We start from the raw sequence: 24,194 nt of genomic DNA on the forward strand, positions 1-24,194 counted from the left end.
ATAAAAGATATGTGTTAATAAAAGGCTATACCGTGCGGAAAGGTGCTACAGCTCGTAGGGCAAAGCCACCACTAATAATAAAATATATAAAAGGCAAACAAAAAGGAGACTTCAAAATGAACAAAACTACTAAAGAAACTATTCAAAATATCGTTTGGAAAGCTTGCGACACTTTTAGAGGGTCCATCGACTCATCGCTATACAAAGACTATATTTTAAGTATGCTCTTTGTGAAATACCTATCCGACTTCGTTAAAGAAAAAACTCAAGAATTAGAAAAAAAATATAAAGGCGATGAGGAGAGACTAAAAAGAAACCTGCTAAGAATGGAATATCAAATACCAAAAGAAGCAAGTTTCGATTATTTGCTATCCAAAAAAGAAGAGAGCAATATAGGCGAAATCATAAACGCGGCATTACAAAAAATAGAACAGCAAAACAAATCCAAATTTGAAAATATTTTTAATGATATAGATTTTAATGACTCAACCAAATTCGGAGCCACTAAAGCAAGAAACGCAATACTTAAAAACCTCTTAGAAGATTTCAGCGACAGCGATTTAAATTTAAGCCCCAGTGCCTTAGAAAATAATGATGTGATGGGCGATGCTTATGAATATTTAATAAAGAACTTTGCAAGCGATGCAGGTAAAAAGGGAGGCGAGTTCTTTACACCGCCTGAAGTATCTATACTCATAGCGAAATTGGTAAGCGACAGGAAGGGAGTTAGAGTTTATGACCCTACTTGCGGAAGCGGTTCGCTGCTTGTAAAGGTGTATAAAGAATTGGGAAAAGATAATTGCAGTATATACGGTCAAGAAAAAAATGCTCAAACCTACTCATTATGCCGCATGAATATGTATTTGCATGAGATAGGCGACAGTGCCAAAATAGAATGGGGCGACACTATCAAAGAGCCTAAATTATTAGAAAATGATGAGTTAATGAAATTTGATGTAGTAGTAGCAAATCCGCCTTTTAGTTTGGATAAATGGGGAGAAGATTTTGCACTAAACGACCATTATAACCGCTTTGAATACGGCATACCTCCAAAGAGCAAGGGCGATTATGCTTTTGTGCTTCATATGATAAGCAGCATGGCCAACAATGGCGTAACAGCGGTTGTAATGCCTCATGGTGTATTATTCCGCGGAGCATCTGAGGGCATCATTAGAGAAAAGATAATAAAAGCTAATTTACTTGATGCGGTGATAGGTCTTCCAAACAATTTATTTTACGGCACATCAATACCTGCTTGTATACTTGTACTTAAGAAAAACAGAAAAGAGGAAGATGTTTTATTTATAGATGCGAGCAAGGAATGCGAGAAAGGCAAGAATCAAAACCGTTTAAGAGATGAAGATATAGAAAGAATCTACAAAGCTTATAAAGATAGAAAAGACATTTCCAAATACAGCAAAGTAGTAGATTTAAAAGAAATAGAAGAGAATGAATATAATTTGAATATACCTCGCTATATAGATTCTTTTGAAGATGAGGATAATGTAGATTTAAAAAGTATAAGGGAAGAGATAAGCAAATTGGAAGCGGAGCGTGACAGTTTAGATTCAAGCATAGCAAAGATATTGAAAGACATAAAGTTGTAAAGTTATGAAGTTGCTGAAATGAAAATTTTATAATAGAATATGTTGGAGTGATTACCTTTTGTTAGAGGAATATTTTTTAAGTTTTTTATCTGTGGTGGCTTTGCCCCCACGCCCCCAGTTCTTTTGTTGCCACAAAGAACCAAAAAGGCTGCATTTTTTAAGTAATGATATTAATCGATATAAAATGCAGAAGCTGACAAAAAGTAATCATTTCAATATATTTTTAATGGGGGACTATTAATGAAAAAACATTTGCCGAGCGGCTGGCAGGAAGTAAAATTACAAGAATGTCTATTAGAACAACCAAAATACGGAATGAACGCACCAGCTGTAAAATATGATAATTTATTACCTACATATATAAGAATAACAGATATAGATGAGTATGGAAATTTTATAGATGGTAATAAAGTTTCTGTCAATAATGATAATTATAAAGAATATATTTTACATAAAAATGACTTCTTATTTGCAAGAACAGGTGCATCAGTTGGAAAAACTTATTTATATAATGAAAAAGATGGGCTTTTAGTTTTTGCTGGTTATTTGATTAAAGTAGTACCTAATCAAAATAAATTAAATAGTTTATTTTTAAAATATTATACACAAAGTAAAAGATATTGGGATTTTGTAAAGACTACATCTGCAAGAACAGGTCAGCCCGGTATAAATGGAAAAGAATATGCTAATATGGATATAATTCTTCCACCCCTCGACGAGCAAAATCGTATAGCCGACATACTCTCAACATTCGATGATTTGATAGAAAACCTCACGAAGCTCATAGAGAAAAAAGAGCTATACAAGAAAGGCGTAATGCAAAGGGTGCTGAGTGGAGAGGTGCGTTTTAATGGATTTACGGACGAGTGGAAAACTGTGAAATTAAAAGATATTTTAATAGTTGGTTCAAAAGATAGAGTGCCTGATACTTCTAAATATAAAAAAATAACAATTAAATTGCATAACAAAGGAATAGAATTTTCTAATATAGAAAGAAAAATGGCTGATAAAAGACCTTTTTATATTAGAAAAAAAGATGAAATAATTATAGGTAAGCAAAATTATTTTAATGGAAGTATTGCAATTGTAGATGAAGAATTTGATAATACAATATGTTCAAATGCAATAATGAGCTTTACAGTTAATGAAGATTGCAATAATAAGTTTATATATTTTTTATTATCAAGAAAATCATATATGCAAAAATATTATCATTTAGCTAATGGTACAGGTCAAAAGGAATTATCAGAAAGTGATTTTTTAAATTTTAATCTATTAATTCCAAGCCTCGAGGAGCAAAACAAGATTGCTGAGCTGCTTACGCTCATTGATAAAGATATAGAAATTCTTAAACAGATTTTACAGCTTCGCAAGCTTCAAAAAAAAGGCGTGATGCAAAAACTACTAACTGGGGAGGTAAGAGTTTAGGATATATTTTAATAAGTTATCTTGCATATAAAATATAAACACTATGATTTAGTATTATATTTTTATTTGCACTTTTTGGTTCTTTGACGAAGTCCGCACAGCGAAGGCGGGAAAAAGAACAATAAAATTTTTATTTTTTTTTTGTTGTTTGTGGGGACTAGCCCCCTGCGAAGCGTGCCCTTAGGGTACACGCCCCCACTTCTTTTGCGACCGTAGGAAGTACCTGTTGGTATGACCCAAAGAAGCAAAAAGGCTGCATTTTTTAGCTTAAAATGTTGGTATTACAATATAGTTTATACATATTCAAAAACATATAAAGCTATAGCATTTGCACTTTTTGCAACTTTTTGCGGCGGGAAAAAGTTGAAAAAAAACTTATATAAAAAATATAGTTGTTTAGATACAAATTAAAATATTATTTATAAATAAAAGGAGTTAATATGGCTAAACAATACAGCGAAAGATTTTTACAAGATAAAGTTATTGACCTCTTTCAAAAAATGAAATATCAATTTCTTACTCAAGATGAAGCACTAAAAGAAAGAGAGTATAATCTTAATAATGTGCTGCTCAAAAATATCTTAGAAGAACAAATGAAAAAAATTAACTCATTTACTTATAAAGACAAACAAAACTCTTTTTCTATAGATAATATTAAAAAAGCTATTGAAGACTTGGATGTGCCTCTTATCAATGGATATTTAAGCACAAATGAAATAATTACATCAAAACTCCTTAAAGGCGAATCATATAAAGAAAAAATTGGAAATGAACAAAAAAGCTTCAACATAAAATATATAGATTTTGATAACATAGAAAACAATGTGTTTCATATTACAGAAGAATTTGCTGTTAATAGAAAGACCACAGATGAAAGAGAGAGGACAAGAAGACCCGATTTAGTGGTATTTATTAACGGCATACCTATAGCGGTGATAGAATTAAAAAAGGGAAGTGTTGACTCTCAAAATGCAGTTGAACAGATGTGTAGAAATCAAAAAGAAAATGAAATTCAAAACCTATTTAAATTCTCTCAATTATTAGTTGGTGCTAATGATAACATAGTGAAATACGGCACAGCAGGCACAGAAGTAAAATTATACAACATATGGAAAGATAAAGAACATCATGACAAAGAAAAGTCAAAAGATAAAACCAAAAAAGAAGATAGCAAAACTCTAAAAGAATTACAAAAACTAATAACCGACAGAGTGATAAACGAAATAGATATTACATTATATTCATTGTTTGAGAAAACAAGGCTCTTCGACATCATGGAATATTTTATAATATTTGACGGCCCAACGAAAAAAGTAACAAGATACAATCAATACTTCGCCGTAAAAAAAATATTAGAAAGAGTTTCAAAAACTAACAGCTCCAAAAAAAGAGAAGGCGGTGTTGTTTGGCACACGCAAGGAAGCGGAAAGAGCCTTACAATGTCTATGCTTACAAAGATGATATCAAGAAAAATACAAAACTCTAAAGTGGTTGTGGTTACAGACAGAATAGATTTAGATGAGCAGATACATGACACATTTAAAAACACTGATATTGCAGTAGACAGAGCAACAACAGGAGAGAACTTAATAAAATTAATTAAAGAAAATAAATCTGTAATAACAACTGTAATAAATAAGTTTGAAAAGGTATTCGATAAAAAAGTGGTAGTAGATTCTTCTGATATATTTATATTGGTTGATGAAAGTCATAGAAGTCAATACGGCGACTTTGCAAATAAGATGAGAAAGGTTTTTCCAAATGCTTGTTATATAGGTTTTACAGGCACACCTTTATATAAATCAGAAAAGAGCACTGCAGAAAAGTTTGGAGGATTTATAGATTCCTACACCATAAGAGATGCATTAGAAGATAAGGTAATAGTGCCTTTATATTATGAAAGCAGATTTATAGAACAAAAGATATACAACAAAGAGGGTTTAGATTATAGATATGACCTCATCACAAAAGACCTTACAGAAAAAGAGAAAGAGAATTTAAAAAAGAAAAAAGTAAGTGAAAAGGTGATATTAGAAAGCGAGCCGAGGTTAATATTATTGGCAGATGATATAGCAAAGCATTATAATAAAAACTTGAAAGATACAGATTTTAATGCGATGTTTGCAGTGTCAAGTAAATATCAGGCTTTAAAAATGAAAGAGATATTTGACATTTATCATCATCTTAACACAGCGGTTGTAATATCTTCTCAGGCAGATGAGGGCGAAGACAACAGCAATAATGCAGACAAGAAAAAATATGTTGCAGAAAAATGGAAAGATTTATACAGCAAATATTCAAAAGATGAGAATAAATATACAGAAGAAGTTATAAAATCTTTCAAAAACGGCGGTATAGATATATTGATTGTTGTAGATAAGCTTCTTACAGGATTTGACCCGCCAAGGGCACAGGTTTTGTATATAGATAAAGAGTTAAAAGATCATGGACTTCTTCAGGCAATAGCGAGGGTAAACAGAACCTATACTGGAAAAGACAATGGGGTTCTTATAGACTATAGGGGATTGCTTAAAAATTTAGACATGGCTTTAAATGAATACGACAAACTTGCTAATTATGATTTAGAAGATATTGAAGATGCGGTGTTTGATATAAAAGAAAAAATAGAAGAGTTTAAAGATGCTTATAAGAGGTTAATAGACTTTTTGCCTGAACTCACTTTAGAAAACAGTATAAATATATGCTCTCCGCTTTTAAGCGAACAAGAAAAAAGAGACAAATTTTATGAGCTATTTTTAGATTATTCAAAGCTTTTAAATATATGTCAATTCAGCGAACATTTTTTGGACAGTTTTACTAATGAAGAGATAGAAAAGTATAAAGAATTGTTTAAAACTTGTGTTGAATTGAGAGGCAATTTAAGAATAAAACATCATGAGGCAATAGATTTTAAAGAATACGAATCAAAGATGCAGAAGCTTTATGATGAGTTTATAGGTACAGAAACAAATGTAAAAGTGTTAAATAGGATTCCAAGTATATTTGATGCTGATTTTGAAAAAGAGATAGAATATTTAGAAGATGCCAAATCTGATGCTATATTAAATGCTTCAAGCAGTGTAATAAAAGAGAGAATGGAAGAAAACCCAGAATTATATACAAAACTCTCAGAGAGAATATCAGATATAATAGAAAGATATAAAAACAGCAGAATTTCAGATAAAGAAAAATTAGAAGAGGCAAGAGAAATATATCTAACCCTTAAAGGCGAAAATGAAAAGGAGAACCTTAAATATAACGAAGCTATAAGAGAAAATAAATGTGCAAGAAGTGTTTATGACAATTCTAAGAAATATATTGATAATGAAGATATATTAATAGATTTTTCATTGTTTGTTGATAGTCTATTTAAGGCAAAAAATAAAATACCAGATTGGCAGAATGGTAATGATATTAGAAACAAGATAGAAGGAAGCATTGATGATAAATTGTTTGAATTAGAAGAAGATAACAAAATAGAAAAGATAAAGGATGATGAGATGAAAGAGTTTTTGCGTATTTTGTTTGAGATAGGTTTAAATATATATTCTAATTACAGCGATAAAAAGATAAAGTAGATTATAAATGAGCGAGATAATAATAGAACATAAAAAAATAAAAAATATTTATATAAGAGTAAAACCAGATTTTAACATATATGTAACAGCACCTAAAAGAGTGAGTAAAGAGTATATATATGAGCTTGTAGAAAAAAGAAAAGATTGGATAGAAGAGAAGAAAAAAGAATTAAAAGAAAAAAATATTTATGATATAAGCAAAAAAGAATTAATAAGCGGAGAAGATATCTATTATCTTGGAAAAAGATACATGCTTAAGGTGATAATTTCAAAAGAAGAAAATATAACGATATCAGGCAAAATAATGTATATGCAAATTAATATCAAAGATGATGAAAACTATAAAAATTTTAATATAAGAAAAAAGCATATACTTCTTGACACTTGGTACAAAAAGGAGGCTTTAAAATTGTTTGAAAGTCTTCTAAAAAAATATTGCAGCATCATGAATTTAGAAATAAATTCATTTAGTGTAAAAAAACTTAAAAGTAAATGGGGTTCATGCGACATTTCAAAAAGACATATCACTTTTAATTTGGAACTTATGAAATACCCAGTTCATGCATTAGAATATATAGTAGTTCATGAATTAGCACATTTAATAGAAGCTAATCATAGTAAAAAATTTTATAATATTGTAAGTCTTTATATGCCAGAGTGGAATAAAGAAAAAGAAATTTTAAATAATTTTTTTAAAAATAAATAAAAAAATAATTACAAATTTACTACAAATAAATACCCTAACAAGTTTTTTACTTCTCAAAAAAATTATTAATAAATTTATAAAAAATAAAAATTGCTAATTAGAACTCATAACCTAAATTTTTTTACATGAAACCAAATGATTATTTCCAATATCTTTTAATTTTACATTATCAGACAAACAACTATCCTCTGCATAAGGACATCTATTATAAAACCTGCATCCTTTTTTAGGGTTTATAGGAGAAGTAACTTCACCCCTAAGCAATATCCTATCCTTTTTCTTATTTACATCAACAGTTGGAATAGCCGAAAGTAATGCTTTAGTATATGGATGCTTAGGATTTTCAAACAAAGTTTTTTTATCACAGCTTTCTATTATCTCACCTAAATACATAACTGCTATATTATTTGATATATGTTTTATAACAGATAAATCATGAGATATAAACATATAAGTTAATTTTAATTCTTTTTGCAAATCCATAAGTAAATTAATTATTTGTGCCTGTATTGAAACATCTAAAGCACTAACTGGCTCATCACAAACTATAAACTTAGGATTAATAGATAAAGTTCTTGCTATAACTATTCTCTGCCTTCTTCCGCCATCAAACTCATGCGGATACATATTATAACTTCTTTTGCTAAGACCAACTATATCCATAATCTCTTCAACCCTTGCTTTTCTATCTCTCGCATTATCATATATCTTAAAAAAACTTAAAGGCTCAGAAATTATTTCAGAGACAGTATATCTCGGATTTAAAGATGAATAAGGGTCTTGAAATATTATCTGCATAAATCTTCTCATTTTTCTCATATCATCATTATTTAATTTTGTTATATCCATGCCGTTATAATATATATTACCGCTATCAGGCTCATGCAATCTTAAAATTACTCTTCCCAAAGTGCTCTTCCCGCAGCCAGACTCTCCCACAACTCCAAGGGTCTCCCCTTCTTTTATGCTTAAACTAACATTATCAACAGCATGCAATTTCCCCTTTGGCGTATCAAAATATTTATATAGATTCTTAGTTTCAATAAACATAAATAATAACTTCCCTTAAAAATTAAAATGACATTTATATTGATGCTCATCACCAATTATATTAGGATTTTTCTCCATACATATATCTTTTTTATATTTGCACCTAGGATTAAAATAACATCCGCTTGGCAAATCGGCAGGGTTAACCATATCGCCTTCTATAGGTATGAGCCTATCATTATCAACATCAAGCCTTGGTATAGAATTAAATAATCCTTTAGTATATGGGTGCTTTGTATTTAAATAAACTTCTTTAATAGAACCGCTTTCAACAATTTCTCCAGCATACATTATAAAAACTCTATCACAAACTTCTGCCACAACACCCAAATCATGTGTAATAAGAATAAGTGACATGTCAAATTTTTCTTTAAGATTATTTATTATATTTAATACTTGTGCCTGTATGGTTACGTCTAAAGCAGTAGTAGGTTCATCGGCTATTAGTATTTTAGGTTTTAAAAGTAAAGACATAGCAATCACAACTCTCTGCTTCATACCGCCTGAAAATTGATGAGGATATTCTTTTAATCTATCCCTTTGAACACCCACCAATTCAAGAAGCTCTATAATAGTATCAAGCTTTTCGCCTTTACTCATATTACTTTTATGACTATCTAAAACTTCCATTAACTGTTTTTCAACCGTCATAGCAGGGTTTAATGCAGTCATAGGGTCTTGAAATATCATAGATATTCCGTTTCCTCTTATTTGCTGATACTCTTTTGCACTGCATTCTATTATATTTTTATCTTCATAAATTATCTCTCCGTCCATAATAATGCCAGGAGGATATGGAATTAAACCCATTACAGATAAAGCCATAGTAGTTTTTCCAGCACCAGTCTCTCCAACTATCCCTATACTCTCCCCTTTTTTGAGAGATAAGTTTATTCCATTTACAGCCTTTACTGTTTCATCTTCTTTAATGTAATGTACATGTAAATTTTTTATTTCTAATATATTTTCCATAATAGGCAACTCTTAATTTAATTTTTATTTGTTTTGTTATTTCATTTTAGGGTCTAATGCATCTCTAAGTCCATCACCCAAAAAGTTAAAAGCAAGAACCATAAATATAATAGCTAAACCCGGAAATATAGCTATATAAGGATTAGTTTCCAAATAAACACTTCCTATCTTCAATATATTTCCCCACTCTGGTATATGAGGCTCTATTCCTAAACCCAAAAAGCTTAAACCGCTTGTAGATAACACAGCAGAACCTATATCCAAAGACATTCTAACAATTACAGGAGAAAGTACATTAGGAACTATATGCTTATATATAATAATAAAATTATTAGCCCCCAATGCCTTAGCCGCTTCGATAAACTCCATATTAGATACAGAAATTACACTCGCCCTCACAGTTCTCGCATAACTTGGTATAGCACTAATACTAAGAGATATTATCAATACAAAAACATTAGCACCAAATACTGCAATAATTGCTATAGCAAGAAGTATGCTCGGTACAGAATATAATATATCCAATACTCTCATTATAATGTTATCAGCATTTCCCTTATAATATCCAGACAAAGCACCCAAAACTCCTCCAACTACTATAGGTATAACTGTAGATATTACACCTATTATAAGAGATATTCTAGCACCAAATACTATTCTGCTGAAAACATCTCTTCCATAATTATCCGTACCAAATGGATATATTAAAGAAGGCGTTTGAAGCAAAGCTGTGTAATTATTTTCTATAGCATCAGCATAATTAAAAGTAAATGTACTCATTATTGATAAGGCAAATAAAAATATTACAAAAAACATTCCTATTACAGCCATCTCATTTCTAAAAACTCTATACAGTATATCAACAAACTCTATGGATATATCATCATCTTTATGAATGATTTTTAATATCATAGTAATGCCAGCTAAAAATGAAAATATATTTCCAATGAGTATAGTTAAAATACATATTGCAGAAATAAAATAAAAAAGCTTCTTGTTTTGTTTTATTTCTTTTATTGAAATTAAATACATTGATAATATAAAAAATAATGAAATTAATATTAAAATTATTATACCAAAATAAAAATTGTCAGGCAAAACTTCCTTAAACAAATTAATGCTTGATACAAATATAATAGCTATATTCACCAAAAAAGCCTCAAATATAAGTATATACTCAAGCTTTTTTTTCTTTGTTATCAAATGAAATCCTGAAGAAGCTGCAAAAATATTTGCAGATACTAAAAAAGCTATAAGAAGAAAACCTAATTTTCTTGTAGAAGAAGATATATCATTATTAGCTTTTACATCTTTTTTTAATTTTATTAATACCAAGTATGAAATTAAAGCTGAAATAAAATATAATACTGCCGCTGAAATAGTGTAAATATTAAAACTCTTTTTAGTAAAATCTACAGAAAATAATAGTATAACAACTCCTACAAATAAAGAAGCACCCACGGCAAAATTAAGAGAACTATATTCTCTAAATTTAATAAACTTACTCTCTTCTAATTGTTTTTTATAATCCATGTTCAGTTCCTATTTTTATCTGTTAATAATTTTTCATATTAGATTTTATTCTAGGGTCTAAAAAAGCATATAATATATCAACCGCCAAATTAACAACGCTTACAACCACAGATACATAAACCACCCCAGCCAAAACTGCAGGTATATCTGGAATAAATTGCTTATCAACTATATAGCTTCCTATACCGCTTATATTAAACACCTTCTCTGTAACAGCAGCACCTCCAAGTACAGCACCTAACTGCATACCAGCAGCTGTTATTATTGGTATTAAAGCGTTTTTTAAAATATGCCTAAATATAACTACATTTTCATTTAAGCCTTTGCTTCTTGCTGTAAGTACAAAATCTGCATTCTTTATCTCAAGCATGGAGGCTCTTGTCATTCTTGCTATACTCGCTGAAAAACCTGTACCCAATACTATAACAGGCATTATATATGATTTTAAATCACCTATAGAAAAAGTAGATGGAAGTAAATTTAAATTAATAGAGAAATTCAATATTAATATCAATCCTATCCAGAAATTCGGTATAGATAATCCTATTAAAGCAAAAAGCATAAAAATATAATCAAACAATGAATACTGTTTTATAGAAGAAATTATACCAGCAGGTATTGCTATAATTATCGCAAGCAAAAGAGACAAAAATGATATTGTTAAAGTTACAGGGAATTTCCTAGCTATAGCTGAAAATATATCCTCATTACCCACATAAGATTTTCCTAAATTAAAAGTAATAATATTTTTAAAAGCATTAAATAATTGTTCTATATAAGGTTTATCAAGACCATAAGATTTATTAAAAGTTTCTATTTGTTCTTTTGTTGCATCCTGTCCTAATATATTTAAAGCACTATCCATAGGTGAAATATAAAGTATAGTAAATACTAAGAAAATTACTCCAAACATTACAAATATCATCATCATAAGTCTTTCAAATATATACTTCATATACCAATGAGAATATATATATATCAAAACATACATAGGAAAAGAAAATATTATAGAATATACAAGAAATATTTTATTTTCAAGCATACTGCTTAATATAGCAGAACTAGTAAAACTTTCTTTAAACTTTTTATATTTATTTTTATTTCTTTGCTTTTTTAATTGTTCTATATATTTTTTTACCCTTTCTTTTTTATCCTCATCACTTATTTTTTTGCCTAATATTTCTACCTCTTTTTCTATATGCAAATAATACTCTTTTTCTTTAATCTTTATTTCATCATCTGCATAATCATCAATAGCTTTATAAAAATTAGATTTTTTATATTTATTGTAAATAAAAAACTTTCTTATCCACAAAACAATATAAGTAAATATTCCAAGTATTATTAATGCAATTTTATAAAGAAATATTTTTTGCATTTTTTCAAAATTGCTGCTGATAAAAAAAACAATATTATTCATTTTTATATCTCTATATTTTTTAAATTAAATAATTTAGTAATAAAATAATAATAGTTCTGTAAGTATATATTATACCTACAAAACTATTTTTTATTAATAATTATTTAGAAGTTCCATTACTTTCTTCATAAGCTTTTAAATATTCTTTAGCCTTATCTTTGTCTGCTGTTAAAACATTACCCGTATCAACTAATGGAGTAAGAGTAGTATAGGCCTTATAAGCATAACCATCATTAACAGCTATAAATGCATTTTGGTCTATAGAATATAAAATAGCCTTTCTTACATTAACATCTTTAGTAACATGCCCATCTGACATATTAATAAAAGTAAATATTAAAGCATTACTTGGTACTGTTTGAAGAACCAAATTACTATCACTTTCTATTACTTTTAGTTTATCAGCTACTATATCATATAATATATAAAGGTCTCCGCTTCTTAAAGAAGATACAGCAGCATCTAAATCTTTTATAAATTTTATGTTTATTGTTTTTATTTTAGGGAATTTATCAGTATCTGCCATAAACCCAGGGTTTCTCTCTAAAACTATCTCATAATCATTTTTATAAACAGCAATATACTGTCCGCTAGTACATAAAGTATTATTGTAGCTATTTCCTTCTGTTATAGTTGATTCATCACCATAACAAATATCTTTTTGAGGGTCATAATTAGCAACATTATAAGTATTTACTTTTTTAATTTGTTTTTCACTCACTATACCGGCAGATTGATGTGCCAAATAATTAAGCACTTGAGGGAATGGATTTACTGTTGTAATTTTTACTACTTGATATACTCCATTTTTATTATTAGCCTGAGCAGTTGAAGAAGTAAGAGAAGTGATAGGAGCTGGCAGATTTTTAGAAAGTTCTGTATAAACATCGCTTGTATCTGTTTTAGTGTTTTTAAGTTCATTTATATCTGTTACTATAGAAATTTTTTCCATACTGCTGTGAAGACTGTATGTTCTATGATTAGGAACGCTATTTCTATCTTTAGCTCTGTTTAATGAAAATACCACATCGCTTGCACCAACCCTCTCTCCGCTATTAACTGCTTTTTTATTTTCTACTTTAGCAAAATAGATATCATCTCTCAAGATAAAATAATAATCTTTATTTCCGCTTGCTATAGCATAATTGTATGATAAAGAATTCTCTGTGCTTATTTGGTCGTTAGTAGTTAAAGTTACTATTCTTATATACATTTGGTTATTGATAAAATTAATAGAACCGTCATTTCCTTTTATTGGGTCTAAAGAAGTTAATGAAGATAGAGACTGGCTTATATATAAAGGCTCAGTTTCATTTTTTGCTTTGTCCACAAATGATATTGCTCCTGCATTAATAGAAGCTGCTTTGTATATTTTTACTGTATTTTCATCTAATATAGTCTTATTGAAAGCTTGAGTTTTTACTCTGTTGTATAATGGTATAATATATGCATTTTCATCTATAATAATTTTCTCTATTTCAGAATATGTAGCTTTGGAATCCTCAAAAGACTCTGCTGCAGCTTTTTCTATAAGTTCATCTAACTTTGCATTTGATATTTTAGAAGGATTATAATCTCCATCACTTATAAATAATGATCTTACAGCATAATCTGGGTTTCCTGTTACAGTATTCCAGCTAGTGATTGCTATATCATAATTATTAGCTTCCAACTGACCCATAAAACTTGCATAATCTGGAAGCATACTAATAGTAGGATTAAAACCGTTTTTTGAAAGAATATCTCTCATTACATTTAAAGATTTCTCATCAAAAGATTGAGCGATAATCTTAATATCTACTTTGTTTTCTGTGGTTTTTGAAGAATTTCCACACGAAACTGTTAATAGTAATAAAAATAGAAAAACTAAAAATTGTTTATGCATTTGCATACCCCTTTTGAATATTATAATTATTTTATTTAGATAGTAATATTTATAGACTAACTGTCTACTTATAAGATATTTTATAAATGAGGAAAGTAATAAATTAAAGGAAAAAACATATTAGTATACCTTATACTGATAATTTTCGAGTATATATTAAAATATAAAAAAATCAATTAATTTTCAATTAGTTTCAAAAAAAATACTATTTATAATACTGTTTTTAAACAAAAAATCCGTAAGAGCCTATTACAACTCCTACGGATTTTATTTATTTCACTTTTATTAATTAATATTAAGCACCTAAAACACCGCTGATTAAGAATGCTGTAGCGAAAGAAACGATAGCGTAAAGTTCTGGGAATACAGCAACGATGATAGTGTTACCAAATACATCATAACCATTACCTATAGCTTCAACACCATTAGCACAAACTTTACCTTGGAATATAGCAGAAACCATACAAGCTAAACCAACAGCAATACCAGCACCCAATATAGCAGCACCTTGGAAGATAGTGATATCAGCAGTCAAATAAGGTTGCATAATGAAGAAAGCAGCAAAACCATAAAGACCTTGTGTACCAGGCAACGCACTTAAAACAAGACAGCTACCAAATGCATCTTTATTTTTTTTCAAAGCTCCAACAGTAGTCATAGCAGAAATAGAAGTACCAACCGCACTACCAATACCAGACATACCTACCATTATACCCGCTCCTATATATCCTAATAAAAGCGCTGTGTTCATTGTAAAACCCATAATAAAATCTCCTTTTTAGATTATTTTCTTTTTTAATTATTAAATTATTTATATATAAAAAACTAATTAAGCTACCTTTTTAAGTGGCTTATACTCTTTTCCGCCGCCCTCAAAACCAACGTTATTGTAGAACTCTACAAATGTTAATCTCAAAGGGTGTACCAAAGCACCAAGTATGTTTAATGCGAATATAGCGATGTGTCCGAATACTAAGAACACTACCATTATAACAACACCAACACCCGGTATAGCTTTGAAACTCATACCTATTTGGTTTATTACCAAAGCCAATATAGAACCAGAAGCACCTAATGCAAACAAACGTATATAAGAAAGTGTGTCCCCCATTATACCAGTTGCCGCAAAATAAACACCAAGTATAGAGTTTAATACATCTGGCTTCTTACCAACATTAGAAAGTATTACTAAGAATACCAAACCAACAAGCATAGTTATATAATATATAGTGCTAAATTGTTTGATAACTTCCATTTTTTGCATATCACCCAAAAACCATAAAACAAGGCTAGGTATAAATAAAAGTTTACCAACAGCTGCAAATATATCACCTATAGAACTAGTTTTAATTCTATCTATAACCCCAACTACTAAAGCAAAACATATATGAAGTACACCTATAAGTAATGCTGTATTAAATGGAGTTAAGAACCAATTTTCTTTTATGTCTGTAATTATTAAATACTTACTTAAAGTAGCAAATAAAGGTATTTGAGTATTAGAAGGTATGCTTACACCAAAGAAACTTCCTCCATTTATAACACCCATAATAGTAGTACATATTCCAAGTGTTAAAGCAAGTATACCAATACCTCTTAATTGTCCTTTTAGCACAGTAAATAAACCTATCAAAGCTACTATAGTTAATACTATACCATAACCAGAGTCCCCAAAACAATAAGCGAAAAATAACGGATAGAAAACTGCTATCATAGGAGTTAAATCTATCTCAAAATAATTAGGTAATTGGAACAATTTTGTAATAAGCTCATAAGCAGAAGAATACTTATTGTTTTTAAGCTCAACAGGTACATTATCATCTTTTGTAGGCTCTTCCATTATGTAAGCTATTTTTTTGCTGTCGAGTAAAGTTTTAACTTCGCTCTCTTTGTCTTTAGGTACATAAGCTTCAACATAAAGTATCTTGCCTTCTGTAACCTCACTAGCTACAAAACTCTCTTTAGCCTCTTCAAAATGATTCTGCAAATTAAGATTATCTACTTCTTTATTAATAGCTTCTATATATACCTGATTCTTTATTATATCATTTTCAATATCTTCTATCTTTTTATCAAGTTCAGATATTTGAGTTTTTAATTCATCATAAGATTTATTAGGCATATTGATAATGTCAAAAGGAATTGCCTCTTCGCTGCCTTCTTTCTTGAAAGCAACAAAATAAACCTTACCAGCCTCTTCTTTTACAGCATAAGTAAATATGTCTCCAAAATTATAAGCTTCATACTCTTTAATAGGACCATTAAAAAATGATATATCATAAGAAGTTTTTTCTTTTAAGTTATTAATCTTATCAAAGCTAAAACTTCCAAAAGGAGCTATAATAGATAATTCTTTTTTAAGGTTATCTCTTTCAGCTTTTAATTTATCAGAAGATTGAGATAACTGTAAAACATTGTCTATTACATCAGATGCTTTTTTATTAGTATCAGCTGCTTTAAGATTAGATACATCTTTCTTAGCTTTTTTAGCATCAGACAAAGCATTATTTATAATAGTTTTAGCTCTATTAGCGTCATTTTTTTGAGCGGCAATATTTTCTATATTTTCAGATGAAACGCCGTTAGCAATTTCTATATGCACAACTCCAAGAGAAGCTAAATCATTTAGAGTTTTTTCCCTATCCTCATGAAAGACAAAGAGAGAGAGTTTCTTCATTTTTCTAATCATAAAGACGCCTCCTTAGCTCTGTTTCTTTCTTTTACTATCTTTTGAGAAGACTTACTTAAATTTTCTTCATCTTCCATATACCTTTTAATTTTGATTATAGCTGTTTTATACTCAGGAATCTGTACTTTCTCATAAAGGTTAACTTTTTGAGTAGTTTTTTTCCTCGCATAAGCCAAAGCATTAAGTCTATTTTCTGTCATTTCAATTTTTATTTGTAATGTCATAAGCAGCTCAAACATATTAATGGCAAGCCTAATCCAAGAAGGCATATTAAACATGCTGACATTTTCAATATCAAAATCTATACCTGTTAATATAGAAACTTTAACACCCGCAATATTTTTTTGCTCAGAGTTTACATTTCTAATCTTAACAATCTCAGGAAACTCAGTCCAAAAACCATTATAGTTTTGATTTTGTTTCACAAGTTTTTGATATTCATCTTTAAGTAATTCAATCTCAGCGGTAATCTTTCTCACCTCAAGACGAAGTGCTGCCTCTTTACTTTTCAAAGTAGGCAAAGCTTTCTCACGAATGGAAAGCTGGCGTCTTAGGTTTTGAAGAGCCGTTTTATTGTATTGAAACTTTAATGCCATATTTTTTAACCTACTTTTAAAAATTAATTATTTGTCCATTTACCGTATTGCTCTACTAAAGATTCTTTTATACCAACTTCTGCTTTACTAAAATATTTACCCATTAATTCCCAACCAGTTTCTAACATCTCATCAATTTTGATGTTAATGTCTATTGCTAATAATCTTTCAGAATATTCAGCAGCATATTTCAAACATCTTTCATCATATTCAGTTAAGTCGAAACCGTTTTCTTTTTTCATTTTAGCATTAGCAGCATCTGAATAAAGACGAACCAAAGTGTTCATTACAGCAGGGTGGTCTTCTCTAGTTTTCTTACCTATAACCAACTGTTTCAAACGAGAAAGACTTCTGAATGGGTCGATGATTGTTTTACCTATATCAGAGTCACGTCTTAAATAAAGCTGACCTTCAGTGATGTAACCAGTGTTGTCTGGTACAGCGTGAGTAATATCACCTTCGTTAAGAGTAGTAACAGCGATAATAGTAATAGAACCGCCATCAGGGAACTGAGCTGCTTTTTCGTATATTTTAGCAAGGTCAGAATATAATGAACCCGGCATAGAGTCTTTAGAAGGAATCTGGTCCATTTTGTTTGATACTATAGCTAAAGCATCGGCATAAAGAGTCATGTCTGTAAGAAGTACAAGAACTTTTTGCTTATGCTCAACTGCGAAATATTCTGCAGCTGTACAAGCCATATCAGGTATCAAAAGTCTTTCTACTGGAGGGTCATCAGTAGTGTTGATGAAACATATAATTTTGTCTAATGCTCCAGCTTCAGTAAATGTATTTTTAAATGATAAGTAGTCATCGTTAGAAAGTCCCATACCTCCAAGAATAATCTTGTCAGCTTCAGCTCTCAAAGCAACCTGTGCAAGTACTGCGTTATAAGGTTGGTCTGGGTCTGCGAAGAATGGGATTTTTTGTCCTGTAACAAGTGTGTTGTTAAGGTCAATACCAGCAATACCAGTAGCAATAAGCTCAGAAGGCTGTTTTCTTCTAACAGGGTTTACAGAAGGTCCTCCGATTTCTACCTCTTTACCTTCAACTTCAGCACCTCCGTCTATAGGCTCACCATAAGCGTTAAAGAATCTTCCTGCAAGAAGTTCGCTTACTTTAAGTTTAGGAGGTCTGCCTAAAAATACAACTTCAGCGTTTGTAGGTATACCTTCAGTACCTTGGAAAACCTGAAGCGTAACAATATCTCCAATCATTTTTACAACCTGAGCAGGTCTGCCGGCTACAAGAGCCATCTCATCGTTACCAACATTTTCTGCTCTTAAAGATACAGTTGCTTTAGTAATTTGTACTAATTTTGTATATACTTTTTGAAATGCTTTAGGCATGTGTTATACTCCTTTCAGCAAATATTGATTCCATCTCAGCTGTGTATTTTTTGTGTTCTTCAGACTGATATACAGAATAGTTCATCTGTTTGAATGCGTTAATAAGTCTTTTGAAATAAGTACCTACTTCACTATAATCATCAAATCTGTAATCAGCTTCTACGACTTTCATAACTTGATTTAATAATTCTTTTTGTCTCTCTATTGGACAGTTTTTATCTACTTTATCGAAAGCGTCCTGCTGTAAGATAACGAAGTCTATAAGCTCAGCTTTCCACAAACGCTGATGGTATTCAAGAGGTACTGCGTCGTCACCCAAAATGCTTATTTGGTCGCTTGCTTCCTGACCTCTGCGAGCAATATCTTTCGCTCTTGTAACTTTATCAGCCCAACCTTTTTCTATATAAGTGTCTGAAAACTCTACGAACTCTGGATATTCTATATATTTAGAATAAGAATCTAATGGGTCAACAGCAGGATATCTTTTACTATCAGCACGTTTTTGTGATAATGCGTAGAAACAACGAGCTGCTTTACGAGTAGATTCTGTTACAGGCTCTTTCAAGTTACCGCCTGCAGGTGATACTGTACCTATGAATGTAATAGAACCAGTCTCTCCGTTATTTAAGTATACGAAACCTGCTCTTGCATAGAAACTAGAAATAATAGCTGGCAAGTCGATAGGGAACGCATCTGGTCCAGGTAATTCTTCAAGTCTGTTAGACATCTCTCTTAAAGCCTGAGCCCAACGAGAAGTAGAGTCAGCAAGAAGAAGAACTTTAAGTCCCATTGACCTATAATATTCAGCTACTGTCATACCTACATAAACTGAAGCTTCACGAGCAGCAACAGGCATGTTTGAAGTGTTACAGATGATTGTTGTTCTTTCCATCAAGCTTCTTCCAGTTCTTGGGTCTATAAGCTCTGGGAACTCTGTAAATATTTCTACTACCTCATTAGCTCTCTCACCGCAAGCTGTCATTATAATCAAGTCAGCGTTTGCGTTAGTAGCCAAAGCGTGCTGCAATACTGTTTTACCTGCACCGAATGGTCCCGGAATAAATCCTGTACCGCCTTCAGTAATAGGGTTAAATGTATCTATAGTTCTAACACCAGTCTCTAACAATTTGAATGGTCTTGGCTTTTCTTTGTAAGCTTTAATAGTAAGTTTTACAGGCCAAGTTTGTACCATTGTTACATTAACTTTCTCGCCTTTAGAATCTTTTATCACAGCAAGTGTATCTTCTAAACCATAATTTCCAGCAGAAACTACACTTTCAACAACGCCCTTACCTTCAAATTTGAAAGGAACCATTATTTTGTGGTCAATCCAACCCTCTTTAACAGCACCAATCCAATCTCCTGCCTCAACTTCATCACCAACTTTAGCTATAGGTGTAAAGTCGTATCTCGCATCTTTATCTTCAGTAAGGTTGTTATATTTACCTCTCTCTAAAAATACTCCCTTTAATTTATCAAGGTCATTTTGAAGTCCGTCAAAGTTTTTACCTAAAAGTCCAGGTCCTAATTCAATCTCTAACATTGAACCAGTAAACTCTACGGCATCACCTAATTTCATTCCCCTTGTAGATTCAAATACCTGAGCACTAGCACTAGTACCTGATATTTTAATAACCTCTGCCATTAGTTTGGCTTCACCGCAAGATACAAAACATATCTCGTTCTGTGAAACGGGTCCGTCTACCTCTATTGAAATTAGGTTTGATATAATAGCAGTTACTTTACCTTTAGTCATTTCTATCTCCTAATTAATTTACATTTTATAATGACGCTTTGCTTTTTAATGTTTCTACAAGCGTCTCTAAATGTTTCTTACCTTCCTCTTCATCTCTTCCGTTGATACTAACGGCATAGTTAAGATTTATATAATAAGCAAAAATATTATCTGTTGTGAAAGATTTTATAGATGTTAACTTATCCAAAAACTCCCATACCAAAGAACATTCTATATTTTCCATATTATATGGATCAGCTTTATCTGATGAGTTAAATGTCTCTATAATAGTGTTAATATAAGGTATCTCCCTACCTACACCAAAATCGGAAGCTGTAGATTTGCTTAATGCAGATATTAAAGAATAATCTCCTATAAGCTCTTTAGCTATTTTATCGCTATTAAAACCTAAAGCCCTTCCATTTAAAGCTGCTAAAACATTCTTCATATCTCTCATAAATAATGCATAATTCTTTATAAAATTATTACCACTACTTATCATTTCTTCATAATACAAATTCAATAAACTATTTTCTATATGTCTAACACTTTCCCATTCAACATTCTTATTATCTTCTAAAAATTTGCTCATATAAGTAGGTAAATTAGAGATATTACTGTATTTTTGCATCTCTTCTTTACTAAATATACAAGGCTCTAAATGCTTTGTATAAGGGCTGAATAATCCCTTTTGTTTTGCTATAGCATTTACTAAATTTTTATTGTCATTTTGATAAATAAGATATTTAAAAAACTTAGCATCTTTAGCACTTAAACTCGATAATATGCTTTGAGTAATTTCGTTAATATCATACTTAGCCTTAGCATCAGATAATTTCACTTCGGGAAGACCTGAGATAAGATAATAATATGATCCCATACTCGCCCCTCTTATTTACTAAATATTACTTCTTCTGTTTTAGCTTTGATATAATCACTGAAGAACTCTACAAAATCTTCATCTGTAAATTGTAATTGATAATTGCCATTATTTGGTACTATTTTAAAGCCATTTGATAATTTTTTATCAAAATTAATAGTAGCATTATTAATAGCTGATTTTATAGATTTCTCGAATGCAGCATCTATATCTGCTTTTTTTGATTCTGGGAAATATACTGTTACATCAGAGTTACCTGAAGCTATATCCCATTTTTTTACTACCTCTAAAATTAAATCTTTTAAGAATGCAGTATCAGCAAAAGCTCCTTTTAAGCCTTCTTCCAATACTTTAGAGGTAACTAAATCTTTTACTCTTTGCTTTAAAGCACTTATTGACTGCTCACCTGCCATACGAACATCAGTTATGGTGTTCTTTTTTAGCTCTTCTGATTTCCTTTGAGCTTCTTTAATAATTTCTTCTGATTTTGATTCTGCTTCTTTAATAATTCTATCTGCTTCACTTTTAGCGTTAGAAATTATTTCATCAGCTTTCTTATTAGATTTTTCAACACCGTCTTGATATATACGTTCTAGAAGAGAGTCAAGTTTTTTATCTTCAGCCATGATATCTCCTTAACTTATAAATTATGTAATTATAAACATTTACGATATTACACCATTTTAATCAATTATGAAAAAAAATGCAAGCAAAATACAAAAAATATTATTTAATGTTCGTATAATCAATATATAACTTATAGTTTAAGTATATCATTATTTATTTTGTATATATATGTTACAATTATATAAAAAACTAATAAATAGTTCTATTTAACAAAACTTTAAAAAAATATTCTTTTATAATATAATTAATAGACAATAAAAATATATTTATAGGAAACATTATGTTAAAAAAAGAAGAAGGAATAAAAAAAATATTAATAGATGAAAATACTGTAAAGCAAAAAGTTAAGGAGTTAGCAAAAAAAATAAACAATGATTATAAAAATAAAACTCCTTGTTTAATAGGGCTTCTTAAAGGCTCTTTTGTATTTATTGCAGATTTGGCAAGAGAAATTGAGACAAATATAGAAATTGATTTTATGATTGTTTCAAGCTATGGAAATGATAAAATAGGCTCTGAGATTAAAATATTAAAAGATGTTGATATACCTCTAACAGGCAAAGATGTTATCATAGTAGAAGATATTATTGACACAGGGTACACTTTAGAGAAAATTTGCGAAGTTTTAAAAACAAGAAATGTTTCTTCACTAAAAATATGCACACTTCTTAATAAACCGTCAAGAAGAAAGGTTGACATTAAAATAGACTACAATGGTTTTGATATAGAAGATGAATTTGTTGTAGGGTATGGTATTGATTATGCTCAGAAATACAGAAATCTTCCGTATATTGGCGTTGTAGAATAATAGAATAAAAAATAAATTCTACCCATCATACGAATAGTAAACTCATAATTTAAATTTTTTATTTGTGGCGGCTTTGCCCCCACGCCCCCACTTCTTTTATTGGTATAAAAGAAGCAAAAGAACTGCATTTTTTAGCTAATTTTTAGATGTTACACCATATTTAATGTATATTGCCTACCTATAAAAATATAATATTTACACTTTTTGCAGCGGAAAAAAGTTGAATAAAAAACTTATACAAGCAATAAAATTAAAACAATATCAATATTTATTTACACTAAATAATTAAAAATAACTCTCAATAAATTTCAAAAAAATTATCACTCTCTGCTAAAATTTTGATATATAAACTTAAAAGGTATATATATTTTGCCATTCTCTGCATAATCTCGCACCAAACCTTGAGGAGGAGGTTTTAGCTTTTTGGCATATTCTATAGCCTTTGAGCATGAATTGTCTAAACTGCTTTGACCTAATTTTGAATTGCTTAAAAACTTCTCAAAAATAATATTTCCATCCAAATCTATTGATATAAGCACCTCTACTTCATCAGTTCTTAAAAGTCCTAAGAAATGTGCTTGATTCGGAATAGTTAAATACCAAGAATCTCTTATAGAGCCAACTAAAGTATAAAAATACCAAAAATATTCCTGTGCCTTTGTACCAAGCTGTATGCTTCCTGTTTCACTGGATAATACTACTGCCCTGTCTGCTCCATCTTCAAACGATGCAGGTATCTTTGTATCGCCTTTAAGTCCGGGATTCTTTGGCTTATAAGTTTCAACTTTTTCTCTATTTATTTCATCGCCTAAATCTTTTTGCTTTTGTAGATTGTTGTTATTATTATTTGGAGTTATATTATCGCGTCTTTCAACTATTGGGCTATTGGCTCCGTCCCCCAAAAAAGAAAACACTGAAGCATCTGAAAATACCTTCGAAGGTGTTACATTTACTTCTCCTCTTGATACTAATGATTTATCTGAAGCAAATGGAGTATCTTCGTTATTCTCCTCTTCTTCTACATCTGGAGTCTCTACCAAAAACATATAATCATCTTTTTTATTTTTCTCTTCTTCTAAGATTTTTTTTAATTCATCATTATATGCAAACAAAGATTCCACTATATAAGTATTTATCAAACTCAATACAAATATATGAAGTATAAATGCAACTATTACTGCGAATATAGTATCTTTCTTTTTAACTATTATAGTTTTTAATTTATCTAAAAAATCTTTCATAATATGTTTTATAATAAAAAAGCTATATGTTCAATTATAAATTAAAACTCTAAAAATTTGAATATAGTCAAATGGTTTAATATATATAAT

18 protein-coding genes are annotated in these 24,194 nt (G+C 30.0%); 5 read left to right on the top strand and 13 right to left on the bottom strand.

The window, feature by feature from the left end:
* The first annotated feature begins 116 nt into the window (after positions 1-116).
* The 4 genes from R4I97_RS02885 (at position 117) to R4I97_RS02900 (ending at position 7,319) form a co-directional block, all read left to right on the top strand.
* Positions 117-1,607, top strand: a complete 1,491-nt coding sequence (locus R4I97_RS02885; RefSeq protein ID WP_335783604.1) for a type I restriction-modification system subunit M — start codon at positions 117-119, stop codon at positions 1,605-1,607.
* 240 nt (positions 1,608-1,847) lie between these two features.
* Complete coding sequence (locus R4I97_RS02890; RefSeq protein ID WP_335783605.1) at positions 1,848-3,035, top strand: restriction endonuclease subunit S; 1,188 nt, start codon at positions 1,848-1,850, stop codon at positions 3,033-3,035.
* A gap of 440 nt (positions 3,036-3,475) precedes the next feature.
* The gene (locus R4I97_RS02895; protein WP_335783606.1) at positions 3,476-6,613 is read left to right on the top strand and encodes an HsdR family type I site-specific deoxyribonuclease; all 3,138 of its coding nucleotides are present in this window, start codon (positions 3,476-3,478) and stop codon (positions 6,611-6,613) included.
* Positions 6,614-6,620: 7 nt separating this feature from the next.
* The gene (locus tag R4I97_RS02900) at positions 6,621-7,319 is read left to right on the top strand and encodes a SprT family zinc-dependent metalloprotease (RefSeq protein ID WP_335783607.1); all 699 of its coding nucleotides are present in this window, start codon (positions 6,621-6,623) and stop codon (positions 7,317-7,319) included.
* Positions 7,320-7,430: 111 nt separating this feature from the next.
* Here R4I97_RS02900 and R4I97_RS02905 read toward each other — a convergent pair whose 3' ends face one another.
* From R4I97_RS02905 to R4I97_RS02960, 12 genes are all read right to left on the bottom strand, one after another.
* Positions 7,431-8,369, bottom strand: coding sequence for an ABC transporter ATP-binding protein (locus tag R4I97_RS02905; RefSeq protein ID WP_335783608.1), 939 nt, complete (start codon positions 8,367-8,369; stop codon positions 7,431-7,433).
* A 15-nt stretch (positions 8,370-8,384) separates the two neighbouring features.
* Positions 8,385-9,341 (bottom strand): ABC transporter ATP-binding protein, encoded by a 957-nt coding sequence (locus R4I97_RS02910; RefSeq protein WP_335783609.1) that lies wholly within the window; start codon positions 9,339-9,341, stop codon positions 8,385-8,387.
* 36 nt (positions 9,342-9,377) lie between these two features.
* Entirely contained in the window at positions 9,378-10,874 is a 1,497-nt protein-coding gene (locus R4I97_RS02915) for an ABC transporter permease (protein ID WP_335783610.1), read from the bottom strand.
* Between the two features lie 22 nt (positions 10,875-10,896).
* On the bottom strand, positions 10,897-12,294 hold the full coding sequence (locus R4I97_RS02920) for an ABC transporter permease (protein ID WP_335783611.1): 1,398 nt from the start codon (positions 12,292-12,294) through the stop codon (positions 10,897-10,899).
* 100 nt (positions 12,295-12,394) lie between these two features.
* Positions 12,395-14,179: an ABC transporter substrate-binding protein gene (locus R4I97_RS02925; RefSeq protein WP_335783612.1), complete on the bottom strand. Its 1,785-nt coding sequence runs from the start codon at positions 14,177-14,179 to the stop codon at positions 12,395-12,397.
* A 295-nt stretch (positions 14,180-14,474) separates the two neighbouring features.
* Entirely contained in the window at positions 14,475-14,942 is a 468-nt protein-coding gene (locus R4I97_RS02930) for a V-type ATP synthase subunit K (protein WP_013243976.1), read from the bottom strand.
* A 66-nt stretch (positions 14,943-15,008) separates the two neighbouring features.
* Positions 15,009-16,868, bottom strand: a complete 1,860-nt coding sequence (locus R4I97_RS02935) for a V-type ATP synthase subunit I (protein WP_335783613.1) — start codon at positions 16,866-16,868, stop codon at positions 15,009-15,011.
* On the bottom strand, positions 16,865-17,464 hold the full coding sequence (locus R4I97_RS02940; protein ID WP_013243978.1) for a V-type ATP synthase subunit D: 600 nt from the start codon (positions 17,462-17,464) through the stop codon (positions 16,865-16,867). Before R4I97_RS02940 ends, R4I97_RS02935 begins: the two co-directional genes overlap by 4 nt.
* A 23-nt stretch (positions 17,465-17,487) precedes the next feature.
* On the bottom strand, positions 17,488-18,813 hold the full coding sequence (locus tag R4I97_RS02945; RefSeq protein WP_335783614.1) for a V-type ATP synthase subunit B: 1,326 nt from the start codon (positions 18,811-18,813) through the stop codon (positions 17,488-17,490).
* Complete coding sequence (locus tag R4I97_RS02950) at positions 18,806-20,569, bottom strand: V-type ATP synthase subunit A (protein WP_101504042.1); 1,764 nt, start codon at positions 20,567-20,569, stop codon at positions 18,806-18,808. Before R4I97_RS02950 ends, R4I97_RS02945 begins: the two co-directional genes overlap by 8 nt.
* Positions 20,570-20,594: 25 nt before the next feature.
* Complete coding sequence (locus R4I97_RS02955) at positions 20,595-21,428, bottom strand: DUF2764 family protein (RefSeq protein ID WP_335783615.1); 834 nt, start codon at positions 21,426-21,428, stop codon at positions 20,595-20,597.
* A gap of 11 nt (positions 21,429-21,439) precedes the next feature.
* The gene (locus R4I97_RS02960; RefSeq protein WP_219676840.1) at positions 21,440-22,054 is read right to left on the bottom strand and encodes a V-type ATP synthase subunit E; all 615 of its coding nucleotides are present in this window, start codon (positions 22,052-22,054) and stop codon (positions 21,440-21,442) included.
* Between the two features lie 281 nt (positions 22,055-22,335).
* Between R4I97_RS02960 and hpt the strand changes: the two genes are divergently transcribed.
* Positions 22,336-22,863 carry a hypoxanthine phosphoribosyltransferase gene (gene hpt, locus R4I97_RS02965; protein WP_335783616.1) on the top strand — a complete coding sequence of 176 codons (528 nt, stop codon included), beginning with the start codon at positions 22,336-22,338 and terminating at the stop codon, positions 22,861-22,863.
* 320 nt (positions 22,864-23,183) lie between these two features.
* On the opposite strand, the gene R4I97_RS02970 is transcribed toward hpt, so the two are convergent.
* Positions 23,184-24,104 (bottom strand): energy transducer TonB, encoded by a 921-nt coding sequence (locus tag R4I97_RS02970; protein ID WP_335783617.1) that lies wholly within the window; start codon positions 24,102-24,104, stop codon positions 23,184-23,186.
* Between the last annotated feature and the right edge of the window lie 90 nt (positions 24,105-24,194).

It is taken from the genome of Brachyspira pilosicoli (assembly GCF_036997485.1).
GTDB classification, from domain to species: Bacteria; Spirochaetota; Brachyspiria; order Brachyspirales; family Brachyspiraceae; genus Brachyspira; species Brachyspira pilosicoli_C.

What these genes read in the sequence shown, in the direction of transcription:
- R4I97_RS02890 (WP_335783605.1), top strand. Translation starts at nt 1,848, where the DNA reads ATGAAAAAACATTTGCCGAGCGGCTGGCAGGAAGTAAAATTACAAGAA.
- R4I97_RS02900 (WP_335783607.1), top strand. Translation starts at nt 6,621, where the DNA reads ATGAGCGAGATAATAATAGAACATAAAAAAATAAAAAATATTTATATA.
- hpt (WP_335783616.1), top strand. Translation starts at nt 22,336, where the DNA reads ATGTTAAAAAAAGAAGAAGGAATAAAAAAAATATTAATAGATGAAAAT.
- R4I97_RS02885 (WP_335783604.1), top strand. Translation starts at nt 117, where the DNA reads ATGAACAAAACTACTAAAGAAACTATTCAAAATATCGTTTGGAAAGCT.
- R4I97_RS02970 (WP_335783617.1), bottom strand. Translation starts at nt 24,104, where the DNA reads ATGAAAGATTTTTTAGATAAATTAAAAACTATAATAGTTAAAAAGAAA.
- R4I97_RS02910 (WP_335783609.1), bottom strand. Translation starts at nt 9,341, where the DNA reads ATGGAAAATATATTAGAAATAAAAAATTTACATGTACATTACATTAAA.
- R4I97_RS02925 (WP_335783612.1), bottom strand. Translation starts at nt 14,179, where the DNA reads ATGCATAAACAATTTTTAGTTTTTCTATTTTTATTACTATTAACAGTT.
- R4I97_RS02920 (WP_335783611.1), bottom strand. Translation starts at nt 12,294, where the DNA reads ATGAATAATATTGTTTTTTTTATCAGCAGCAATTTTGAAAAAATGCAA.
- R4I97_RS02905 (WP_335783608.1), bottom strand. Translation starts at nt 8,369, where the DNA reads ATGTTTATTGAAACTAAGAATCTATATAAATATTTTGATACGCCAAAG.
- R4I97_RS02935 (WP_335783613.1), bottom strand. Translation starts at nt 16,868, where the DNA reads ATGATTAGAAAAATGAAGAAACTCTCTCTCTTTGTCTTTCATGAGGAT.
- R4I97_RS02950 (WP_101504042.1), bottom strand. Translation starts at nt 20,569, where the DNA reads ATGACTAAAGGTAAAGTAACTGCTATTATATCAAACCTAATTTCAATA.
- R4I97_RS02945 (WP_335783614.1), bottom strand. Translation starts at nt 18,813, where the DNA reads ATGCCTAAAGCATTTCAAAAAGTATATACAAAATTAGTACAAATTACT.
- R4I97_RS02960 (WP_219676840.1), bottom strand. Translation starts at nt 22,054, where the DNA reads ATGGCTGAAGATAAAAAACTTGACTCTCTTCTAGAACGTATATATCAA.
- R4I97_RS02915 (WP_335783610.1), bottom strand. Translation starts at nt 10,874, where the DNA reads ATGGATTATAAAAAACAATTAGAAGAGAGTAAGTTTATTAAATTTAGA.
- R4I97_RS02955 (WP_335783615.1), bottom strand. Translation starts at nt 21,428, where the DNA reads ATGGGATCATATTATTATCTTATCTCAGGTCTTCCCGAAGTGAAATTA.
- R4I97_RS02930 (WP_013243976.1), bottom strand. Translation starts at nt 14,942, where the DNA reads ATGGGTTTTACAATGAACACAGCGCTTTTATTAGGATATATAGGAGCG.
- R4I97_RS02895 (WP_335783606.1), top strand. Translation starts at nt 3,476, where the DNA reads ATGGCTAAACAATACAGCGAAAGATTTTTACAAGATAAAGTTATTGAC.
- R4I97_RS02940 (WP_013243978.1), bottom strand. Translation starts at nt 17,464, where the DNA reads ATGGCATTAAAGTTTCAATACAATAAAACGGCTCTTCAAAACCTAAGA.